We start from the raw sequence: 18067 nt of genomic DNA on the forward strand, positions 1-18067 counted from the left end.
CCGTTCCCCCCTCCGGATGGTCAGGAGTTCTCGAAGGCGCGGGTGAGGGAGGGCAGTTCGGAGGTGACCTTTCCGGGCTTGCCCGGCGTGCCTGCCTTGCCGGGGGTCGGCAGGGGCGGCAGGTCGGCCGGGTTCGGGAAGGTGAGGCCGGCCTTCTCCAGGACGGGTGCACAGGTGGTGACGGCCTTCTTGTAGCCGGCCGTCGTCGGGTCGAAGTCCCCCTTGGCGACCGTCACTTGAAGGCTGACGTGCCCCGCCGAGTCCTTGGCCGCGTGGAAGCCGGGGAAGACGGTCTGGCCCTGCCCGCGCATGCAGCGGGCGAAGTGCTTGTTCGCGGTGTTGAGATCGCCCGGCGCCTTCGAGGTCGGGTGGTAGGCGACCGCGAAGGCCACGTGGCGGGGAGACGCGAAGTGTTTGCCGCCGCCCGAGCCCTTCGCGGTGGTCACGCCGGAGCCGGAGCCGGAGCCGAATTCGAAGCCGGAGCCGGAGCCGGAGCCGGACACAACGGTCGTACGGGGTGCGGTGGTTGTCGTGCCGGAAGCCTGTGCCGCCGTCGTGCCGAGCGCGGCGGCCGACAGTACGGCGATCCCGAGGGCGATCCGCTGCGGCCTGGTCGCCAGAGCGCGCATGGTTCCTCCTGCTGGTGTGCGGTTGCGGTGTGCGGGTGTCGCTGGACGTGGCCCACACAACCGCCCCGGCGGTTACACCACGGGAACGGCCGCCCTTATACCCGTGTAACCGCCCGCCCGTCACACTGACGGCCATGCGTGTGCTGGTGGTCGAGGACCACGAAGAACTCGCCGAGACCGTGGCGGCGGGCCTGCGCCGCGAGGGCATGGCGGTCGACCTCGCCTTCGACGGTCCTACGGCCCTGGAGCGCGCGGAGATCAACGGCTACGACGTCGTCGTGCTCGACCGCGATCTGCCCGGGGTCCACGGCGACCAGGTGTGCCGGACGCTCGCGGCGGGGGACAACCGGGCGCGGGTGCTGATGCTCACCGCGTCCGGGACGGTTGCCGACCGGGTCGCGGGGCTCGGTCTCGGGGCCGACGACTATCTGCCCAAGCCGTTCGCGTTCACCGAACTCGTCGCCCGGATAAGGGCGTTGGCCCGCCGTGCGCAGCCCGCGCTGCCGCCGGTCCTGGTCCGCGGCGAACTCCGGCTCGACCCGGCCCGCCGGGAAGCCACCCGGGCCGGCTGCCAACTGCCCCTCAGCCCCAAGGAGTTCGCCGTACTGGAACTCCTGCTCGGCGCGCAGGGGACGGTCGTGTCCACCGAGGAACTCCTGGAGCGGGCCTGGGACGAAGCCGCCGACCCCTTCAGCCAGACCGTGAAGGTGACCGTCAGCAGACTGCGCCGGAAGCTGGGGGAGCCGCCGCTGGTGGAGACGGTGGAACGGGCGGGGTATCGGATCCGATGAGGATGAGGATGAGCGCGAGGGGGCAGACGGCACCACGGGTGGGTGGCCGGCTGTCGGGTTCGGTGGGGGCCCGGGCGGTCGTGCGGGGGATGCGGCTGCGTGGGCCGCGGACGGTTCGGTGGCGGCTGACCCTGCTCTACAGCTCGCTGTTCGTGGTGGCCGGGGCGCTGTTGCTGGCGTTCACCTATCTCCTGTACGCGCACAACAGTGCTGGGCAGGCCGCCACCACCTTCGAGGGGCCCCGGCTGGTGAGCGGGGTACCCGGTGCGGACGCCGGGCCGACCGTCACCGCAGTGGTCGCCGCCGTTCGCGCGGACCAGCGGCACCAACTGCTCGTCGAGGCCTGTGTCGCGCTCGCGGTGATGGCGCTGGCCTCGCTCGCGCTGGGCTGGCTGATGGCCGGCCGGGTGCTGTCGCCGCTGCGCGCGATGACGGCCTCGGCGCGCCGGATCTCCGCCGACAACCTGCACGAACGGCTCGCGGTACCCGGCCCGGACGACGAGTTGAAGGCGGTGGCGGACACCTTCGACGCCGTACTGGCAAGGCTGGAGGGCGCGTTCGAGGCGCAGAAGCAGTTCGTCGCCAACGCCTCGCACGAACTGCGCACCCCGCTCACGCTCCAGCAGACCATCGTGGACGTCACCCTCGCCGACGTAGACGCACCGGCGCCGGTGCTGCGCGCGGCGCTGGCCCGGGTGCGGGCGGCCGGGCAGGAGCAGGAGCGGCTGATCGACGCGCTGTTGACGCTGGCGCGCAGTCAACGCGGGCTCGAGACAAGGGAGTTCGTGGATCTCGCCACGGTCGTGGCGGAGCGGTTGCGAGGTGTGGAGCTGTCCGTGCGGGCCCGGCTCGAATCCGCTCCCGTCCTCGGTGATCCGCAGCTCGTCGAGCGGCTGGTCGTCAACCTCACCGACAACGCCGTACGGCACAACCTCCCGGCGGGGGAGGGGAGTTGGGTGAGCGTGTGGACCGGGCTGGACGCGCGGGGGCGGCCCGGGCTGCGGATCGAGAACAGCGGGCCGGTGATTGCGGCCGACCAGGCCGCGGGACTGTTCCAGCCGTTCCGGAGACTGGGCGCGGAACGCGTCGGGAAGCGGGACGGCAGGCGGGAAGGGCTCGGTCTCGGGATGTCCATCGTGGCGGCGGTCGTCGCCGCGCACGGCGGACGGGTACGGGCGCGGACCCGGCCGCAGGGCGGGCTTGTGGTGGAGGTGAGCCTGCCGCCGTACGTCCCGCCGTACGCCCCGGCGGAGCACCCGAGCCCGGCGCACGCCGCACCGGCCGTGTGAACTGGCGGTTACTTCACAGACAACCGATCGACAAGGTGTCGGGTCCGCGGGGAGCCGCTGGACGCAGCGTCCATTGATCGGACCCAGGTCGGCGCGTCATGCTGCGCGGGTGCCCAAGACTCCGAAGCCGTACGCGCCCTCCCGCCGCTCCCTGCTGCGCGGGGTCGGCTCCGCCGCCGCGCTCGGCGCCCTCGCCGGATGCGGTGTGCCCGCCGCCTATGTGAAGGCGGGCGACCGTGCCGGTGCCGATCTGTCAGCCACGGACAAGCGGCTGACCTGGGCGAACTGGCCGCTGTACATCGACACCGATGACAACGACGAGACCAGGCGGCCCACGCTCGACGCCTTCGAGAAGCGCACCGGGATCTCCGTCGACTACATCGAGGAGATCAACGACAACGACGAGTTCTTCGGCAAGATCAGCCCGGCCCTGATGAACCACCAGCAGACCGGCCGCGACCTGATCGTCATGAGCGACTGGATGTGCGCGCGGTTCGTCCGCCTCGGCTGGGTCCAGCGGATGGACCGGGCGGCGCAGCCCAACGTGGCGAAGTACCTCGACCCGCAGCTCAGCTCGCCGGCCTTCGACCCGGGCCGCCGCTACACGGTGCCGTGGCAGTCGGGCATCACCGGCATCGCGTACAACCACCGCAAGCTCGGCCGCGAGATCCGGCACGTCTCCGACCTGTGGGCGAGCGACCTCAAGGGCCGGGTCACGCTGCTCTCCGGGCTCGACGAGGCGTTCGCGCTGCTGATGCAGGGCAACGGCGTCGACATCACCAAGTGGACCGCCGCCGACTTCCACAAGGTGTGCGACCAGGTCCAGACCCAGATCAGCAGGAAGCAGATCCGCCGCTTCACCGGCAACGACTACACCAAGGACCTGGTCAGCGGCGACGTCCTGGCCTGTCAGGCGTACTCCGGCGACGTGATCCAGCTCCAGGCCGACAACCCGGACATCCGCTTCGTCGTCCCCGAGGAGGGCGCCGAGCTCTGGGCGGACTCCCTGATGATCCCCGACCTGGCCCGCCACAAGATCAACGCCGAAAAGCTGGTCGACTACTACTACGACCCCGAGGTCGCCGCCGAACTCGCCGCCTGGGTCAACTACGTCTGCCCCGTCCCCGCCGCCCAGGACGTCCTCGCGTCCTCCAAGGACAAGGACACCGCGGCCCTCGCCGAAAACCCCCTGATCTTCCCGGACGCGACCATGCGCAAGCACCTCGCCATCGCCCGCGACATCACGTCGACGGAACGGGTGGAGTTCGCGAAGGAGTGGAACAAGATCGTGGGGTTGTAGGGGGGGCGCGTCCTGCCCTGTGACGAGGATTTTTAGTTGGCACAAAAGAGGGATAGTTGGCACTGAGGTCAACGTTCGTCGGCGGCGCTGCAGATCTCTCAGTGATGCTGCTGACTGGGCTTTGAACTGCTGTTATGTCGGGGCGAGGCTGCAGAGTTTGAGGCGCGGATGGCCGTTCCTTCCGCGGCTGCGACGGCTATGTCGAGCGGAAGCGCCGTGCGATGGTCGCAGGTTTATCTCGCATGCGTCGCGTAGAGAGTTCAGGGGAGCGGCGTCGGACCCTGGGATACCTGAGGCATCGATATGGCAGGAGTAGCGGCGATCTCGTCGATGTCGATGTCCAAGGGTTTCTGCAGGTCGCAAGCCTGGGACAGCAAGGAGGCGTAACGGTCGAGACGGAGGCGCAAGAGTCGACGAGGTGTGTGTAGCTGACCGTGGAAGACCCCTGCTCGGGCGACGACGTTCTCGGCCATGGACTTGTTGTCCTCGCGGAGCGCCCGTACCAAAGGGCTGAGGGCGCGTTCACCCTGGGTGACATTGCACCACACGAGGACTTCTCCAACACCTGGGTTATGTCCGTAGTGCGCGGACCGGAAGCGCGGAACGCCGCGGCAGATGGCATCCCAGTGTTGATCGGGGAGATGCCAGTCGGCCATCCTCTGCCGCCTGCGGGCATAGTTGACTCGAGTTCCGCTGGCATCCAGTTGACAGGCGACGGCTCTGACGCGGTTTTCGAACTCCAGCCAGAGGCCTGCTCTGTCGAGTCGTTTTCCAGTGGAAGCGAGGAGTTTTGCGGCGTAGCCGGGTGGAATTCCGATCTGCGGTGCACAACATGGCCACGTTTCTCCGGTGATGAACTGGGCGAGCTGTAGGGATGAAGCCCGTCTCAAGGAATAGGCGAGCCGGGCATCGGGGGTGTTCATTCGATGCATCAACTCCGCGAAGTTGGTGTCGAACCATTCCTTGGGCAAAAACGAGGGGATCTCTTCGATCGTGTAGCGGTGGCTCGCTTTTTGTTGCCGCAGCCTTGAGTGTCGCTGATATCCGTGTGCGCGCCACGCGATGGCCCGCAGCAGGTCCGGCGAGACGTGCTCGCTGGCCCGGACGACATTGCCGATGTAGCCCGGAGCGCGCTGGCGCGCCTCCTGTGCCAGTGGGCGGAGGCGCTCGCGTAGCGAGGACAGATCGCGGTTGGCAAGGGCTGCGTCGGCCGCCAGCAGGAGTGCGGCGCATTCGCCGGGGTCGGTGGGTGGTGTTCGTACTCCCGTGAGCTTCTTGGAACCGGCAGGGGCGGGGCCGGGTTGTTCGTGGAGCAGTTGAGTGATGGGCGAGAGGTGCCTGTCCAGCAGTTCGGTGAGAGGGGCGGTCGGAAGTAGTGAGGTGCCGAGCGGCCAGCTCAACTTGATGAGGTGGGTGACGAGCACCAGGTCCGGGATGGCTGCGCTGCCGTCGGAGTGGAGGTCGGCGTCCAGCCGTTGCTGTAGATCGATTAAGAGCGCTCGTTCGGTCGAGGTGAGGCTTGGTAGGGCGGGTTCGGTGCTGGCGTCCAGGCGAGTTCCGCAGAAGGTGGGGAAGCGGCCGCGGTAGATGTTGCCCCCAGCGACGGCCGCATGGCGGCACGCGGCTGGATGTGCGCCAGGGACTCGAGGTCGTTGGACCAAGCTCAAACGCCGGTCGGCAAGGCCATTGAGCGGCTGACGGCAGTCGGGGCATGTATCGGAGAGCAGGCGATCGTGCCTGGTGCAGGCGAAGGAGAACGGCAGGTGCCATCTCAGTTTCCAAGCTCCGCCGAATTCCCGCTGAATGGAACTGCCGTCACCGCGCAGACATGCGGGGCAATACCGGCTCGCCGCGTTCATGCCCCAGTCCACGGAGGTCAACGCGTTGGCACGAGACGCCGAATGCGGATGGGAGCGCAATACGGGATGAGCCGCCGCGAAGTGCTGCAGCGTGAGCGACTTGACCTCATGGGTGCTGAGCCGAGCCACCCAGGCGAATTGCAGTGTCAGATCTTCCGGCAGGTCCAAGAGGTAGCGAGCAGGAACGTGCCGCCTATAACTGCTCAACCCGCCCAACTCTGCGATGCGGGTGGGCGAGCAACCCAACCGGTGGGACAGGCGTAGGAGGAAGCCAGGCAGGGACTCCTCCGGTAACGGGGCGAGGCTTCGGGCGAGTCGGCGATGCCCGTCGCGTATGTCGGTCACGATGGCAACCTCATCGCTGTGGGTGTGGATCCTCGCGGAGCGTAGTGCAGGGCGGGGGCGAGCGTGATCGCAATGCTCTCAATTCACTCGGTCCGGAGTGTTTCAGGGCGTCGGATGTTCGTCGGGGTCCGGATGGTGGACGTCAGCCAGTTTCCTGTCGAGTTGTCACGGCCGTCTGATTGGTGACCCAGGACAGCCCTCCGAGGTCGAGGCGCTGGCATGTTCGGGTCACGGCGACATAGGCCAGGCGTGCCTCGCTCTCGTCGATCTGACGTGTGTCCGACTGCTCGTCGCCAGGATCGTCGGGAGCTGGGGGTTCGAAGTCGTCGGCGATCGTCACCGACCCCCATTCCCGGCCTTTGGCTTTGTGCGCGGTGGACACCGTCACCTCCGCGGTCTCCTCCGGGGCGAGGCGGGCCACCGCCGCCAGGATGGCATCGGGACCGTGGGTGTCGACGAGGTCGACGAAAGGCTGCAGGTCTCGGCCGCTGGGGTCGTACGCGGCGTAGTCCTGGAGCTCGCCCCAAGTAGTGAAGAGCAGGAGTTCGGGGTGGTGCGTGCGGCGGCCCTCCTTGAGGTCGCGTGCTGCCTGCGCCAGGGACTGCAGGCTCTGGCCGCCTCCGGCGAGGGCAACCCTGCCGCCCGACGCCATGAGTCGCATGACGTGGGTCATGGCCCCGACGTTAGTGCGGCACAGCACGGCATCAGGTCGGAGGACGGGTCCGAGTTCGGTGGGGACGGTGTCGGTTCCCGTCAGGCGTAGTGGGGCGTTGGCGAAGGCGAGCCAGCGGTTCGCCTCGGCGGCGAGACGGGGACCGAACCGGAAGGACTGCGTGAGGGTGAGCTGAGTGCCCTCGAATCCGGCCATGACGTCCTTGGCGCCGCGCCAGTGATAGATGGCTTGGGCGGAGTCGCCGACCATGACGAGCTGGGCGTGGTCGCGCTGAGCCAGGAAGACCTGTTCGACGACGGGGTTGGTGTCCTGGGCCTCGTCCAGGAGAAGGAAGTCGGTTTCGATCCGGGGTCGGGTGAGCGCCCAGATCTTGAGGTAGTGGTCATGGTCGAAACGGACGGCTCCGTCGTCGAAGTGCTGCAGGTCCATCCATGCCCTTCGGGCGAACGGCAGGAGGTGCTCGGCGAGTTCGGAGTGCAGATCGTCGTCATCGAGTCCCCGGAGCCGCGGGACGTGCCGGTGGCTGATCGTGAGGTCAGAGGTGTGACAGAAGCGGGAGACGGTGCGCAAAGCGGCGTTGGAGAGGGTCCGTTGGGACACCTTGCGGTGGCCGATCTGGAGGGGTTCGGAGAGGCCGAGGGCGTGACCGGTCTGCCAGGCGGGGCGCCGTGGAGCGTTCAGGCGGCGCGTGTAGCGGTGGCCGACGGCGGCATAAGCGAGGGCGTGGGCCGTCTTGCAAGTGACGGTGGAGGGAAAGCGGGCGCGGGCGTCGTGGGCGATGGCGCGGTTGTAGGCGAGGTAGCGGCCGCGGCGCTGGGTGGAGCGGGCGAGCAGCGCGAGCGTGCTGGTCTTGCCGGTGCCCGCGCCGGCCTGCAGTGCCACGTGGTCGCCGGCGTGGAAGGCGTCCGCGGCGGCAGTTTGCTCGTCAGTGGGGTTCAACGGTTTCGTCCTCGTCCACGGCACGTTGTGCGTCGGCGGGTGGGAGACGGGAGCGGCCCAGTCGAGTCGGCCTCAGGGCCCCGGAGAGACGGGGGCGAGTCGGGGAGACTGGTGCGGATGTGGGTGTGGTGGGTGAGCGGGTCGAAGACCTGCCATCCGGCCAGTGCGAGGTCGGGGGCGGTATTCGCCGCCATGTGGGCGGGGCAGCGCTGTGTTCGCCACCGCAGCTGCTCCGCATACGGCACGCCATTCAGGTCGTATAGGACCAAATGGTCCGTCGGCAGAGCGAGTTGACCTGTTCCCGAAGAGATGGCGGCCGAGCTCCAGACGCCGCCCGGGGCGGCTGGGTCCAGGACCGGGTGGGGGCAGCGGTGGCCACGGCGAGTTTGGGACACGCACCGCAGCTCCTCAAGGGGCTGCTCGGCGAGGTAGCGGATGCGCAGGATCTCCACGATCGGCAACACCGGCCGCTCATCCGGCTGCGCCGTGGTCGGGCATGTGACAGGGGGTGGCGGGGTGAAGAGTCCCGCGTCGATCCGGCGGCGGGTGAGCACGGCCAGGCGGCGCCGTAGTTCCGTAAGGGTGGGAGTGAGGTTGCTGTCCGGAGCGCGCCGTGGGCAGACGGCGGCGTGCGGGATGCGGCACCACGCGGAGTCGGCGCCACGGTAGGCGATGCCGCCGCTCAGATGCCAGTGACAGGCGATGGGGACCGGGCAGGTGGGCAGCTCGTAGGGATGCAGTCCGATCGGCCGGTGATCAGCGCGCGGATACCAGTCGACGCGATTGCCGCACTCTCGGCACCTACGGCTCTGTCCCTGGCGCAGGAGACGGCTGGGGCTGGAGGTGGCGACGCGCAGGCGGCGACGAGGGACTGCGGGGGCGGCGCTGTCCCAGCGGTGGGCGAAGTCGTGCGGTTGCATGGCGAGCAACGTGCCAGGCTGCACGCCGCACCATGGCACTGCGGCCGCCTCAGGTCATGCGAATGGCTCACCGGATACGGCAGGCGTGCGACTAGTGGCGCGCATGTTCGATATCAGGTTTCCGTTCGGGTGAATCACCGGGCGGGTCTTCTCTCGCGAAGCGGCCGGTCAGGAGCCCACGGTGCTGGGTGGTTCGTGGCCCTCGCAGAGCGGTTCCAGCAACTGATCGATGGGCAGGCCGAAGGCGTGAGCCAAGGCGTGCCATGTGGTGATCTTTCCGGTGGTACGGCCGTGCTCAAGGTCGATGAGGGTGCGCCGGGCGAGGCCGCTGCGGTCGGCGAGTTCGTCGAAGGTCCACCCGCGCTCGCTCCTCAACCGCGCGAGCTGGACACGCAAGGCGTCGAGGTTCGGGTCGGGCGGGAAGATCGTCACCCCACCATCCGACGGTGCAGACCCCTGCCCCGTCAGTGCAGACTTCTGCACTATTTGCTAGGGAAGGGGTGATGTTTGCCGGGGGCGAGCCGCTGCGATGCAGTGGTGCGCCTGGCCTTCGCGTGCCCCGCAATGTCAAGTCCTTGGACAGGAGGAGAGCGAGAGCGATGAGGCTCTCCCTGCACACAGCGGTCCCCCGGGTGTGGACCGTGGAGCTTCGGCCGCGGGCGGGCGGCCCGCTGCTCGTGTGTCCGCGCTGTGCGCCCAGGGCCGTCTCGCTGCAGGCGTCCGCGGCGAAGTCCGACGCCCTACGGCATCTCGCGGCCCATGCGCGAGGTGACGCGCTCGCCGGACATCTTCGTACGTGCCAGTGTCGGCAGCGGGAATGCCGCTGGCATCCCCGGCATCGAGGCTGCGCCGGCCCCATCCGGCTTGTGCTCGCCCGCGACCGGGCCGGACGCAACTGGCGCCTGGCCGACGCTTGTACCGCGTGCGCCCGGGCAATTCCCTACGCGGCAGTGGTCCCCGACACCGCCACGGACATGGCCGTACCCGGGGAAGGCGATGGCTGCGTCCGGCCACAGCGAGCCGCGACGAGTCCGGGACTGCCGTCGGCCACCCGAGTGCGGGAAATGCTCGCTTACCTCGCGGCCGCCCTCCCGGCTTGTACCAGTGCCGCCGCTCGCTTGATCGCGCTACAGTGCGCGCTTCGTGTCGACGGCGAGGGGAGCGTCGCGCTCGCGGACGGGCTCATGCGCAGCATGCGCTTGGGGCATCTGCACGTCATCTGGCACGAGTTGGAACAAGCCGCCTGGCTGCGTCCCGATCCTTCGGCGCAGCGGTTCCGCCGCTTCGACCTGCTCGACCCCTCGGTGCTCACCCAGGTCCCCGGCCGGCGCGCCCGCGCTCAAGCCGCCGACTGGGCGCTGCGTCAGACATGCCGTCCGGCCGTACGGCGACAGAGGGCCGTCGCCCGCCTGGTGGCTCTGCAAATTGCCGCATGCACCGATGATCACGGCCGGGGCAGCATCGAGATCATTCACCTCACCCGGACTGCAGGCATCTCCTCCGTTGCGGCGGCCACCCTGCTTGACCAACTCGCTCGGGTGGGCGCACTTGATCGCTGGCAGCTTGATCCAGCAACCGATGAGGTGCGCTGGACCTGCAGGCCGTGCTGACCTGCCTGGAGTCCCGTCGATCAGGAGCTCGCGGTGTCGGCGGCGGGTGAACCTTTTCGGCCGAGGGCCGTCGGTTCATGCGCAGTTTGTACGCCCGTGATCCGTCACCTGGGGGTGACGATGCAGGCTCGTGGTTGTGCAGGCAGGCGCGAATCCGCGCTGCTCGCTCGCTGCTCTTACCTAGAGCCAGACCCCCCGTGCTGGGATCGTGGGAACGGCCTTCTGTACAGCCGATTCTCCGGGCCTGGCAGTGTCCTGGCAGTTTCTGACGCGGCGGGGTCGCGTCTCCGCAGTCGGGATTTCAGCTCGTAGCCGCAGGGGGCGCACGCACGCACCTCTCAGGTCTGTGCGAGCCCGACCATGGTGGCGCTCTGCTCCCAGAGGCCGTCGCGGACACTGTTGTTGAGGGCGAGCTCCGAGGGGTCCGGGTAGGTGACCTCGCCCTTCACCAAGGAGACGTACGTACGGCCCGCCGGGGGCGTGATGGTTTTGGTCGCGAGTTCGGCGAGCACCTGGCCGGCCCGCTCGGGCCTGCCCATGGCGTAGGCGGGCTTGAACCGGCCGATCACGGAGAAGACAGGGAACACCACGGCGCTCATGACCCGCCGCGCTCCCGGGCTCGCATCGCCGAGATTGGTGCCGCCGGTGAAGCCCGGGTTGTACCCCAGCACCGTGATCCCGCGAGTATCGAGCTCAGGGATGTCGGCGAGAGAGCGGGCCGTGCGCAGGTTGCACAGCTTTGAGGCGGCGTAGGCGCGCATGCCGGCTCCGAGTCCGGCCTTGGGCGGGTGGGCGAGGGCCTGCGGGTCGAGGCTCTTGGGCGCCAGGGGTGTGATCGCCGGATCGTGGGTGTCGCTGGTGGTCAGGATCAGCCGTGCCTTGTCGGCGAGTTGGGGCGCGAGCAGGTAGTGGGCCAAGTGGTTGACGCCGAAGGTGGTCTCGAAGCCGTCGGCCGTCCGCCCGTCCAGATTCCTGGACTGGGTGCCGGCGTTGAGGACCAACGCGTCGATGGCCCTGCCTCCGAGCCGTCGCGTCACGGCGTCGGCGAACTCGCGGACGCTGCCGAGGTAGGTGAGATCCAGCGGGATCGTCTCGACACCGGCGGGGACGGTGCGCCGGAACCGCGTGCTCCCACGATGACCTGGGTGTCGGGCTCACCTGCGATGTGCTGGAGTGCGGCGGCACCGATGCGGGAGGTGGCGCCGGTCATCACCACGACGCGAGGGCTGTTGAGCGAAGAGTTGTGGGACATGTCATGCCTTTCGTGAGGAGTTGCTTTCGGGTGTCTCGGGCAGCAATTTCCGGGCGCGCGAGGCGGCCGGTGACAGCGCGTGCCCGAGAGATCAGTGGAAGAGAGCGGCCGCGCCGTCGAAGGCGGCCAGGTAGTGGTCGGCGAGTGTGGTGCTCGGGTCGGCGACGTACGCCTCGAGTGCGACGTCGAAGAGCGACAACGTCACCGTGGCGGCGACCCGCGCTCGCAGCGGGTCGAAGTCCGGACCTTCGCGCTCCATCAGTGCGTCGGCGAGGAATGTAGCGAAGTTGGCGAACTTGTCCTGCATCGCTCTGTGGAGCCGGGGGTCCGAGGCGATCAGCCGCCGGACCCGTTCCGCTTCCTCGGCCGAGGCGTCCTTGCTGTCCAGGACTGCCGCGACGACTGCCTTGATGTCGTCGGAGAGGCGGCCGGTGGGGCCGCCGGCCCGGAACTCTACGAGCCTCGACGGGTCGGGGGTCGGTGGGGCTCCGAGGACGGCGTCCAGCTTTCCCGCAGCGTAGTTGAACAGGGTCCGCCGCGAGACGCCGGCGCATTCGGCGACGTCGTCCATCGTGAACCCGTCGATCCCGCGCTCCTCGGCCAGGCTCTGCGCACATTGCGTGATCCGGGCGGCGGTCCGCTTCCGATTCAGGGAGCTTGCACTTTTGGTCATGAGTGCAAGTTTTGCACGCTATGGTTGATAGTGCAATTCGTGAGTGTCTGGGAACGTGCCGCTCGGCGCGGTCATTCGCCCGGCGCCCGGAAAGCCGCGTGACCTTGTCCACCGATATGACGAGAGAGGTTTGTGATGGGACGCAGCGAGTGGGTATTGGAGCGACTGCTGGTGCGGGGAACCGCCACCGCGGCCGAGAGTGTCGGGGGCCGATGGCGGCGCGTCCGGCTGGAAGGGGTGGGTGGACTCGAATGGAAGCCGGGTCACCATGTGCGGGTGCAGGTGGGGGAGCTGTCCTTGCGGTCCCCGCGCGACCTGCTGCGCACCTACACCGTCTGGGACTACGACGGCGACGCGCTGGAACTCCGGGTGTTCGAGCACGGTGAGGGCCCCGGCGCGCGGTGGGCCAAGGAGGTCGAGCCGGGGGCTCCGGTGATGTTCAAGGCGCCTGAAGGCAGGTTCACCGTGCGGGAGGGTGCGCCGGACCACCTGTTCGTCGGCGAGGAGACCGCCTCGGTGGCCTTCGGTGCGATGGTGCGGTCCTTGGGCGGGCGGGGCCGGGTTGTGGTGGAGGCGGGCGATCCCGCCGACCGGCTTCCGATCGAGGGCGACGTGGAGTGGGTCGAGCGTGGCACGGCCTCTGCTTTCGACTCGGAACGGCTGGTGGAGGCCGTCGCGTCCCTGCAAGGGCTCATACCGGGAACCGTCGCCTACATCGCCGGTGAGGCGAAGACCTGCCAAGCCGTCAAACGCCACCTGCTCAACGACCGCGGTTGGTCGCGCCGCGACATCGTGGTCAAACCCTTCTGGACCCCGGGCCGCCGAGGAATGGACTGACCGGCTCGGTCGACGATCTTCTTCGGCTTCGTCCTGCTGGGCGCGGCTGTGGCCCGGCCCGGCCGAGGCTGGCGTCGTACGTCATGATCGCGGCCTGTGCGCGGCCTTCGGGAGGTCCAGGCTGAGTGCTTCTTGCCGCGGCTGGGGCGGGACGAGCCGAGCGTCCTGTCCCGGCTGGTGGTGACGAGAAGCTCGCGCCTGCGTCCTCGGGGCCAAGAGCCCATCGGTGGGCTACGGCGTTTGCGGGGGCGCGTCGTCCGACGAGGCCGCAGGCATCGACGTGCCCAGGTCCGCGGACCCTCACCGCGGCCCGGGTGCCCCCGCGCGCAGGCCATCCATCACGAGGTCCAGAAGGCGGCAGGACCGGGTCCGCCAGTCCTCGCGGCCGTTGATCTGCCAGACGCCGGCAATGGCGAGGATGAAGTCGTCGGTGGTCATGTTCGGGCGGATCGTGCCGGCCTCGTGGTTGGCCTTGATGAGGAGTTCGATCGCATCGACGACCACGGAGTATCCGGGTTTCGCCGGGCCTCCCGTCGCGCTGATGGCCTGGCGCAGCGCGTCGGCCAGGCCGGCCCTGGCCGTGGCGAAGTATGCGAGACGGCTCATCCACTCGCGCAGGGCCTCATCGGGGCTTCCGTTGAGCAGAAGCTGGGGCGCGCTTTCGGCGAGGTGCTGCACCTCGCGCTGGTGGACTTCGAGAACGAGCGCTTCGCGGCTGGGGAAGTGTCTGTACAGCGTCCCCTGCCCGACTCCCGCTCTTTTGGCGATCAGGCTGAGTGGTGCGTCCGCGAACAAGGACAGCTCGGTCAACGCCGCCGCGAGGATGCGCTCTCGATTGCGTTGTGCGTCCGAGCGCTGAGGCGCCCCGCTCTTCGGTTCCACTCGTCCTCCTCCCGGGCGTACCCGACCCTGCACTTGATAACCGGACAGCAGTCCGCTACTTTCCCTCGGTACCGGACGGTTGTCCGCTTAGTTTCACTGTAACCGGCCGACGGCGCCGGTGTGAATGGCCGGTGGCATGGGTGACCGGCGGGAAAGGAGGATGACCATGGGTCTGACCCCTTCGACGGCATCCAGCGTCATCTCTTTGCACATCAACGGCGAGAAGCACCAGCTGTGCGTCGACCACCGCACCTCCCTGCTCGACGTCCTCCGCGAGAACGTCGGCTTGACCGGTACGAAGAAGGGGTGTGACCAGGGGGCGTGCGGCGCCTGCACTGTGCTGCTGGACGGGGTGCGGATCAACTCCTGCCTCGCGCTGGCCGTGCAGTACGACGATCGCGAGATCACCACCATCGAGGGCGTCGACCATCCGCTGCAGGAGGCGTTCGTCCGGCACGACGGATTCCAGTGCGGCTACTGCACGCCGGGCCAGATCTGTTCCGCGATCGGGATGCTGGCCGAGCACAAGGGCGGAGCGCCGAGTGCCGCGACCGAGCACCTGTCCGAGAGCGACGGTGAGCTGTCCGACGCGGAGATCCGGGAACGGATGAGCGGGAACCTGTGCCGGTGCGGCGCGTACAACGGCATCGTGGCCGCGATCGGGGAAGTGGCCCGATGAAGTCCTTCTCCTATGTGGCCGTGTCCGACGTCGAAGACGCGGTCCGGGCCATCGCGGCCGAACCCAACGCCAAGTTCTTGGGCGGCGGCACCAATCTCGTCGATCTCATGCGGGAGAACGTTGAGCGTCCGGACGTGCTTGTGGACATCACACGCCTTCCGCTGAACGGGATCGAGGAGCTGCCGGACAGCGGCATCCGGATCGGCGCGCTGGTGCGCAACAGCGAACTCGCCGCGCATCCCGTGATCAGGACCCGTTATCCGATGCTGTCCCAGGCGATCCTGCACGGCGCCTCGGCACAGCTGCGGAACATGGCGACGGTCGGCGGAAACCTGATGCAGCGCACACGCTGCCTCTACTTCTACGACAGCGCGTCACCATGCAACAAGCGCGAACAGGGCAGCGGCTGCACCGCGATCGGCGGCTTCACCCGCGGCCACGCGATCCTCGGCGCCAGCGAGCACTGCATCGCCACCCACCCGTCGGACATGGCCGTGGCGCTGGTAGCCCTGGACGCGGTCGTCGAGGTGCGCAGCGAGCACGGGACCCGGCGGATTCCGCTGGCCGACTTCCACCGTCTTCCTGGCAGCACCCCGCACATCGAGACCGAACTCGCCCCGGACGAACTGATCACCGCCGTCGAGGTGCCCGGCGTGCCGGTCGCGGCGATGTCCCGATACCGCAAGGTGCGCGACCGGGCCTCGTACGCGTTCGCCCTGGTCTCGGTGGCCGCGGCGATGGAGGTCCGGGATGGGCGCGTCAGTGCCGTACGGCTGGCGCTCGGCGGCGTCGCCCCCAAGCCCTGGCGGGCACACGAGGCCGAGGAGGCACTGCTCGGGGCTCCGGCCACCGAGGAGTCCTTCGGCCGGGCAGCCGACGCCGCACTCGCCTCAGCGGTCGGGCAGGGTGACAACGACTTCAAGATCGACCTGGCGCGACGCACCCTCGTGGCGACCTTGCGCCGGCTTCTCACGGAGGGGAGCGCCGCATGACCGAGACTCTGCCCCGCGCCGGGGCGGGCGACCCCGTCGTCGGCAGGCCGATCGACCGCGTCGACGGCCCCGCCAAGACCACCGGAGCCGCCGTCTATTCCGCCGAGGTCGCCTATCCGGATCTCGCGTACGCCACGCTCGTCCCCGCGACGATCAGTCGCGGTCGGATCACCTCGATCGACACCGCCGCCGCGACCGCCGTACGTGGCGTGATCACCGTCCTCACCCACGAGAACGCGCCCGAGTTGAAGCCGCCGCAGCCGTTCAATCCATTCAACTTCGCCACGTTCGCGGCCGGCACCCAAGTCAACTACCTTAAGACCGACGAGATCTTCTGGGACGGCCAGCCGGTGGCGCTCGTCGTGGCCGAGACCCTGGAGGCGGCACACGAGGCCGCCGCCTTGGTCCGCGTCGCGTACGAAGAACGTCCGTCCGCCGTGGACTTCGCCGCCGAAGAAGGCAATGCCCAGCCCCAGAAGGCCAACATGGTGCTGCCGAGCGGGGCGAAGAAGGGGGACGCCGAGGCGGCGTTCGCGGCGTCACCGGTCAAGGTCGACCTGCGGTTCACCACCCCGCCCCACAACCACAACGCGATCGAACCGCACGCCACGACGGCGGTGTGGGACGGCAACCGGCTCACCGTGCACGACAGCACGCAGAGCATCGACTGGCTGCGCACCCACCTCGCGCTGCGGTTCGACGTCCAACCGGCGAACGTGCGGGTCGTCTCGACGTACGTGGGCGGCGGCTTCGGCGGCAAGAGCGTGGTCTGGGCCGGCACGATTCTCACAGCCCTGGCCGCGCGCGCCATCGACCGGCCGGTGCGCATGATGCTCACCAGGGAAGCGGTTTACCACACCGTCGGCGCGCGGGGAGCCGCCACGCAGCGGGTCGCGCTCGGCGCCGGCGAGGACGGCAGGCTGACCTCGCTCATCCACACCACCGTCGCCCGCACCAGCCGGGTGGGCGGTCTCCCGGAGACGCTGACCAGCCCGTCGCGACACCTTTACGCCACCCCGACCATGTTGCTCCAGCAGCACCTGGTCGAGATGGACCTCATCCCGCCGTCGCCGATGCGCACGCCCAGCGAGGGGATCGGGAGTTTCGCACTGGAGTCGGCGATAGACGAACTAGCCTACCAGGTCGGCATGGACCCGATCCGGTTCCGCATGCTCAACGAGCCCGCGACCAATCCCGTCGACGGCAAGGCGTTCTCCCGCCGGTGGCTGCCGGAGGCCTACGCGCTGGGCGCCGAGCAGTTCGGCTGGAGCGAGCGCACCCCGGAGCCGGGGTCGATGCGGGACGGCCGTTGGCTGGTCGGCATGGGCGTGGCCACGGCCTTCCATCCGGCCCAGCAGATGGCGGCCAACGTCACGGTCCGGCTGTCCGTCGACGGCAGTGTGGTGGTCCGCTGCGCTTTCCAGGAGATCGGCGTGGGCGCCGCGACGGTACAGGCGCAGATCGCCGCCGACGCGCTCGGCGTCCCGTTCGAGAACGTACGAGTCGAATACGGCGACTCGGATCTGCCGAGCAGCGCCGCGGCGATCGGCTCGGTCCAGACCGCCACCGTCGCCAACAGTCTCCTGGAGGGCTGCGAGAAGCTCAAGAAGCGGCTGCGCAGTCTGGCCCGCAGACACGGCACCACCGGCCAGAGCCACGGGGAGACGCTGGCCAGGGCGGGCCTGCCGTCCCTTGAGGTGGCGATCGGTTCGGACACCCGGGTCGGGAAGGTGACCGGTCAGGTGAAGTTCTTCACGAGGTTCCTGCGCGAACAGCGGCGCTGGATGAAGGCCGCCTACGGAGCCCACTTCTGCGAGGTACGGATCGACCAGGACACCGGCGAGGTGCGGGTCGCGCGCTGGACCGGCGTGTTCGACTTCGGCCGCGTGATCAACACGAAGACGGCCACCAGTCAGCTCCGCGGCGGCATCATCGCGGGGATCGGCATGGCCTTGGGCGAGGAGACCCTCGTGGACCCCCGCAACGGGCGGATCATGAACCCGAGCCTCGCGGAGTACCACCTCCCCGTCCAGGCCGACATCCCGCAGATCGAGGTCATGTGCCTCGACGAGCCCGACCCGACCATGCCCCTGGGCCTGACCGGCATCGGAGAGGTCGGTCCCACCGGGGTCGCCGCCGCGATCGCGAACGCCGTTCACCACGCCACCGGCAAGCGGATCCGCGACCTGCCCCTCACCCTGGACAAGCTGCTGTGATCGTCCGTGCGGGGGAGCTGCCACGGCGGCACCACCGGACCTGAGTCGCACACCCGTCTCGTACCGGGGTACGACGCCCGCCCCGCGGTCCCGCCCGCGGGGGGACCGGATCGGGGCCCACCCGCTCCTAGCGTTGCTGGTGAGGCGCCCGACAGGCGTCCGTGGCCGAGGGAAGGCACGC

At 69.0% G+C, this 18067-nt stretch carries 17 protein-coding genes; 8 read left to right on the forward strand and 9 right to left on the reverse strand.

Annotated features, from left to right (window positions below; all coding sequences use genetic code 11):
* Positions 1 to 20: 20 nt before the first annotated feature.
* Positions 21 to 629 carry a hypothetical protein gene (locus SSP08S_RS16940; RefSeq protein WP_019068797.1) on the reverse strand — a complete coding sequence of 203 codons (609 nt, stop codon included), beginning with the start codon at positions 627 to 629 and terminating at the stop codon, positions 21 to 23.
* Positions 630 to 763: 134 nt separating this feature from the next.
* Between SSP08S_RS16940 and SSP08S_RS16945 the strand changes: the two genes are divergently transcribed.
* The 3 genes from SSP08S_RS16945 (at position 764) to SSP08S_RS16955 (ending at position 4009) form a co-directional block, all read left to right on the forward strand.
* The gene (locus SSP08S_RS16945; RefSeq protein ID WP_019068798.1) at positions 764 to 1420 is read left to right on the forward strand and encodes a response regulator transcription factor; all 657 of its coding nucleotides are present in this window, start codon (positions 764 to 766) and stop codon (positions 1418 to 1420) included.
* Positions 1421 to 1428: 8 nt separating this feature from the next.
* Positions 1429 to 2709, forward strand: a complete 1281-nt coding sequence (locus tag SSP08S_RS16950) for a sensor histidine kinase (RefSeq protein ID WP_078532435.1) — start codon at positions 1429 to 1431, stop codon at positions 2707 to 2709.
* A gap of 109 nt (positions 2710 to 2818) precedes the next feature.
* Complete coding sequence (locus SSP08S_RS16955; protein ID WP_019068800.1) at positions 2819 to 4009, forward strand: polyamine ABC transporter substrate-binding protein; 1191 nt, start codon at positions 2819 to 2821, stop codon at positions 4007 to 4009.
* 260 nt (positions 4010 to 4269) lie between these two features.
* Here SSP08S_RS16955 and SSP08S_RS59305 read toward each other — a convergent pair whose 3' ends face one another.
* The 4 genes from SSP08S_RS59305 to SSP08S_RS16970 form a co-directional block, all read right to left on the reverse strand.
* Positions 4270 to 6213 carry a TniQ family protein gene (locus tag SSP08S_RS59305; RefSeq protein WP_102133353.1) on the reverse strand — a complete coding sequence of 648 codons (1944 nt, stop codon included), beginning with the start codon at positions 6211 to 6213 and terminating at the stop codon, positions 4270 to 4272.
* Between the two features lie 142 nt (positions 6214 to 6355).
* Positions 6356 to 7825 carry a UvrD-helicase domain-containing protein gene (locus tag SSP08S_RS16965; protein WP_019068802.1) on the reverse strand — a complete coding sequence of 490 codons (1470 nt, stop codon included), beginning with the start codon at positions 7823 to 7825 and terminating at the stop codon, positions 6356 to 6358.
* A complete protein-coding gene (locus tag SSP08S_RS63395) occupies positions 7822 to 8745 on the reverse strand; it encodes a DUF6083 domain-containing protein (RefSeq protein ID WP_228049386.1) in 924 nt (307 codons plus the stop codon). The genes SSP08S_RS16965 and SSP08S_RS63395 overlap by 4 nt, the downstream gene beginning before the upstream one ends.
* Positions 8746 to 8913: 168 nt before the next feature.
* Positions 8914 to 9177: a helix-turn-helix transcriptional regulator gene (locus SSP08S_RS16970; protein WP_019068803.1), complete on the reverse strand. Its 264-nt coding sequence runs from the start codon at positions 9175 to 9177 to the stop codon at positions 8914 to 8916.
* Positions 9178 to 9809: 632 nt separating this feature from the next.
* Between SSP08S_RS16970 and SSP08S_RS63400 the strand changes: the two genes are divergently transcribed.
* Complete coding sequence (locus tag SSP08S_RS63400) at positions 9810 to 10355, forward strand: hypothetical protein (RefSeq protein ID WP_019068804.1); 546 nt, start codon at positions 9810 to 9812, stop codon at positions 10353 to 10355.
* A gap of 338 nt (positions 10356 to 10693) precedes the next feature.
* On the opposite strand, the gene SSP08S_RS55395 is transcribed toward SSP08S_RS63400, so the two are convergent.
* The 3 genes from SSP08S_RS55395 to SSP08S_RS58195 all read right to left on the reverse strand — a co-directional run bounded on the left by SSP08S_RS55395 (position 10694) and on the right by SSP08S_RS58195 (position 12280).
* On the reverse strand, positions 10694 to 11392 hold the full coding sequence (locus SSP08S_RS55395; protein WP_019068805.1) for a Rossmann-fold NAD(P)-binding domain-containing protein: 699 nt from the start codon (positions 11390 to 11392) through the stop codon (positions 10694 to 10696).
* The gene (locus SSP08S_RS63040; RefSeq protein ID WP_218006650.1) at positions 11389 to 11607 is read right to left on the reverse strand and encodes a hypothetical protein; all 219 of its coding nucleotides are present in this window, start codon (positions 11605 to 11607) and stop codon (positions 11389 to 11391) included. The genes SSP08S_RS55395 and SSP08S_RS63040 overlap by 4 nt, the downstream gene beginning before the upstream one ends.
* A 91-nt stretch (positions 11608 to 11698) precedes the next feature.
* Entirely contained in the window at positions 11699 to 12280 is a 582-nt protein-coding gene (locus tag SSP08S_RS58195; RefSeq protein WP_078532437.1) for a TetR/AcrR family transcriptional regulator, read from the reverse strand.
* Positions 12281 to 12415: 135 nt separating this feature from the next.
* On the opposite strand from SSP08S_RS58195, the gene SSP08S_RS16990 reads away from it, so the two are divergent.
* Positions 12416 to 13117, forward strand: coding sequence for a siderophore-interacting protein (locus SSP08S_RS16990; RefSeq protein WP_043259496.1), 702 nt, complete (start codon positions 12416 to 12418; stop codon positions 13115 to 13117).
* 300 nt (positions 13118 to 13417) lie between these two features.
* Here the strand turns inward: SSP08S_RS16990 and SSP08S_RS16995 are convergent, their stop codons facing one another.
* Positions 13418 to 13999 (reverse strand): TetR/AcrR family transcriptional regulator, encoded by a 582-nt coding sequence (locus SSP08S_RS16995; protein ID WP_019068808.1) that lies wholly within the window; start codon positions 13997 to 13999, stop codon positions 13418 to 13420.
* 166 nt (positions 14000 to 14165) lie between these two features.
* Between SSP08S_RS16995 and SSP08S_RS17000 the strand changes: the two genes are divergently transcribed.
* The 3 genes from SSP08S_RS17000 to SSP08S_RS17010 are packed head-to-tail and all read left to right on the forward strand — an operon-like array spanning position 14166 to position 17886.
* Positions 14166 to 14678 (forward strand): 2Fe-2S iron-sulfur cluster-binding protein, encoded by a 513-nt coding sequence (locus SSP08S_RS17000; RefSeq protein ID WP_019068809.1) that lies wholly within the window; start codon positions 14166 to 14168, stop codon positions 14676 to 14678.
* Entirely contained in the window at positions 14675 to 15670 is a 996-nt protein-coding gene (locus SSP08S_RS17005) for an FAD binding domain-containing protein (RefSeq protein WP_019068810.1), read from the forward strand. The genes SSP08S_RS17000 and SSP08S_RS17005 overlap by 4 nt, the downstream gene beginning before the upstream one ends.
* Positions 15667 to 17886: a xanthine dehydrogenase family protein molybdopterin-binding subunit gene (locus SSP08S_RS17010; RefSeq protein WP_019068811.1), complete on the forward strand. Its 2220-nt coding sequence runs from the start codon at positions 15667 to 15669 to the stop codon at positions 17884 to 17886. The genes SSP08S_RS17005 and SSP08S_RS17010 overlap by 4 nt, the downstream gene beginning before the upstream one ends.
* Positions 17887 to 18067: the final 181 nt, after the last annotated feature.

Source organism: Streptomyces hokutonensis (assembly GCF_000376565.1).
Taxonomy (GTDB): domain Bacteria; phylum Actinomycetota; class Actinomycetes; order Streptomycetales; family Streptomycetaceae; genus Streptomyces; species Streptomyces hokutonensis.